2 protein-coding genes and 1 pseudogene are annotated in these 2,696 nt (G+C 74.2%); 2 read left to right on the plus strand and 1 reads right to left on the minus strand.

The genetic code is table 11. From position 1 onward, the window contains the following. The first annotated feature begins 312 nt into the window (after positions 1–312). Positions 313–1,278, plus strand: a complete 966-nt coding sequence (locus tag HO151_RS03280) for a YihY/virulence factor BrkB family protein (protein WP_173894610.1) — start codon at positions 313–315, stop codon at positions 1,276–1,278. A gap of 97 nt (positions 1,279–1,375) precedes the next feature. On the opposite strand, the gene HO151_RS03285 is transcribed toward HO151_RS03280, so the two are convergent. Further along, positions 1,376–1,735 carry a hypothetical protein gene (locus HO151_RS03285; protein WP_173894611.1) on the minus strand — a complete coding sequence of 120 codons (360 nt, stop codon included), beginning with the start codon at positions 1,733–1,735 and terminating at the stop codon, positions 1,376–1,378. Positions 1,736–2,023: 288 nt separating this feature from the next. Between HO151_RS03285 and HO151_RS03290 the strand changes: the two are divergent. Next, a pseudogene (locus HO151_RS03290) lies at positions 2,024–2,696 on the plus strand (PucR family transcriptional regulator); the annotation flags it as partial.

Genomic DNA, 2,696 nt, shown 5'->3' on the forward strand with positions numbered 1-2,696 from the left:
GTGCCCGTCAGGGCCGTGCCCGTCGCGCCGCACCGGTCGTCCGTGCAGGGGGAGCCGTCCGGCGTGCCGGTCGTGCCGGGGGAGCCGGCCCACCCACCGGTCCGCGGGTGCCGGGTCGTACCCGTGATCCGGGCGGGCCCGGCCCCATGATGGCGGAACGCACCGGAAGCCGGCCCGGCCCGCGACCGGACGCATGTGCGATCATCTCCCGCCCGCGACGGCTGATTTCCCCACGACCGGCAAGACGGTGGGGGAGCCGGTCGGCAGTGCGCGGCCGGGCGGCCGGACGAACGACACGAGGAGACATACGCGATGGGTACCGCCGTGCACGTCCCGCAGACACGGGACATGATCGGGGAGGAACTCTCCGGTGACGAGGCGCTCACCGCGCTGCGGCACTACGGCGGCCGTCGTCTGCTGGTGGACGCGTTCACCCGCTTCCGCTACGCCGACGGTTTCACCAACGCCCGCTCCCTGGCCTTCCAGGTGGTCGTGGGCATGGTCCCCTTCACCATCGCGCTGGTGGGGGTGGCCACGACCGTCCACACGGAGAGCCTCGGACGGATCATCGAGCTCACCCTCGCCCGGATCGTGCCCGGCGCCAGCGCCGATCTGGTCGAGGACGCCCTGGGCAAGACCGCGCGCAGTGCCGGCTCCGGCGTCTGGGGCGCCCTGGCGATGTGGTTCGGCCTGGGCTTCGCCGTGCTCAACCTGGCCTCGGCGATGAGCCAGATCGAGCGGGGCGCCAACCGTATCTACGGCATCGAGCGCGACCGCCCGTTCCTGAGCAAGTACGCCCGCTCCCTGTTCCTCGCCCTCGCCGCGGGCATGCCCATGGTGCTGGGGTTCCTCGTCCTCGTCGCCGGTGACGCGGTGGGGGACTCGGTGGTCCAGGCCCTCGGCTGGTCCCGGGGCGGCCTGGACCGGTGGCGGCCGCTGCAGGTGCCGCTGGGTGTGGCACTGGCGTGGGTCGCCTCCGCGGTGATCTTCCGCTGGGCCCCGCGCAGGGTCCAGCCGGGCTACACCTGGCTCGCCTTCGGTTCGGCCGTCCATCTGGTGCTCTGGGTCGCGGCCACCTGGCTGCTGGCGCTCTACGTCGCCGAGAGCGGGTCGTTCGGCGCCGTCTACGGCCCGCTGACTGCGTTCGTCGCGCTGCTCCTGTGGGCCAACCTCACCGGTGTCGCGCTCTTCCTCGGTGTGGCGTTCGCCGCCCAGCTGGAGGCCGCCCGGGCCGGCATCACCGAGGCGGTCCAGCCGGATCCCGGCTCCGGCCCCTGAACCCACGGGGACCTCCCGTCTCCGGCCCCCGAGCCCACGAGGGGGACCGGCCCGGGGACGGACGCGCCCCGGACCGCCCCGCCGGACCCTCAAGTCGTCACCGCCGGCCCGCCGGTGCCTCGGTGCGGTGGTCGTAGTACGCCCACAGCGTGACCGCCGCGACAGCGGTGCCCGCGACCGCCACCGCCCGCAGCGCGCCCGACGTGGCCAGGGCGACCAGGACGGTCGCGCCGCCACCGGCCAGCATGATCACGCGGCTCACGAGACGCTGTCCGGGCGCCTGCGGCTCCTCGCGGTCCTTGAGGTCGTGCAGGGCGTCGTGGGCAGGACGCCTCGACCCGCGCCGGGTACGGGCCCGGTACGCCAGCCCGTAGCTGATCAGCGCGTACAGGGCGAGGGCTCCCAGGGCCCAGAACCAGCCGTCGGCGTCCCCGCCGCTCCCACGTGCCAGATACATGACATCTCCTCCCGCCGTGGTTCCCGGTTGCCCCCCGATCCGCGAAGCACGCGGGCGGGCCGCGGCACGACGGGGCACCACACCCGCCCCTGACGGAGCGTCATGCGCGGGAAGGACCGGGCCGGCGGAAAAGAACACGCAGAACCCTAGGGACCGACTGGACGGTATGTCATTCTACGGGGCAGGACGAGACAGGTGCGGATCAGCGCGGGATCCACGGCCGGCGGACGGCCGCACGGGGGCCGCGGTGCGCGCACCGCCACGGAGCCGACGCCCCGGGAGAACGCGATGCATCAGGCAGTACGGTCCCGATCCGGGCTCGGCCACGGGCCGTCGTCCCGCGCGCTGTCGCGTGCCCCGAAGGCCCGTTCGCTGATCGACGCCGACGCCCTGCGCGTCCTGCACCGGTCGGCCCGGGTGCTGCTGAACAACCTCCCCGAGCTGACCGACCGGCTCGTGGCAGCGCTGCGGGAACGCGAACCCGCCTACCGGAGCACCCTGGAGAACGACCCGGTGGGCACGTGGCAGGAGGCGCACCGGTCGCTGCGGCACAGTGTCGGTTCCCTGCTCGACCCGCGCGGCGCCCGGGAGGCGGCGCTGCGCTGCTCGTGGCGGATCGGTGCCGCGCGCGCCGAGGAGGGGCTGCCGCTGGACGCGCTCCTGCACGCCTTCCGGCTCGGCGGCTCCCTGATCTGGCAGGCGCTGGTCGAGGAGACCTCCCGGACCGCCCCCGAGGACGTCCGCCTGCTCGTCCATGTGGCGGCCGACGTGTGGAACTTCGTCGACGAGCACTGCACCCTGGTGGCGGACGTCTACCGCAAGGTCGAACGGCAGCACGCGTGGCGGCAGGAGCACCGGGTGCGTCTGCTGACCGCGGCCCTGCTCGACGGGACGAGCCGGATCGCCGACGTCGCCGAGACGGCCGAGGCCCTCGGCCTGCCGGAACAGGGCCGGTACGCGG

The organism is Streptomyces sp. 8P21H-1, from assembly GCF_013302945.1.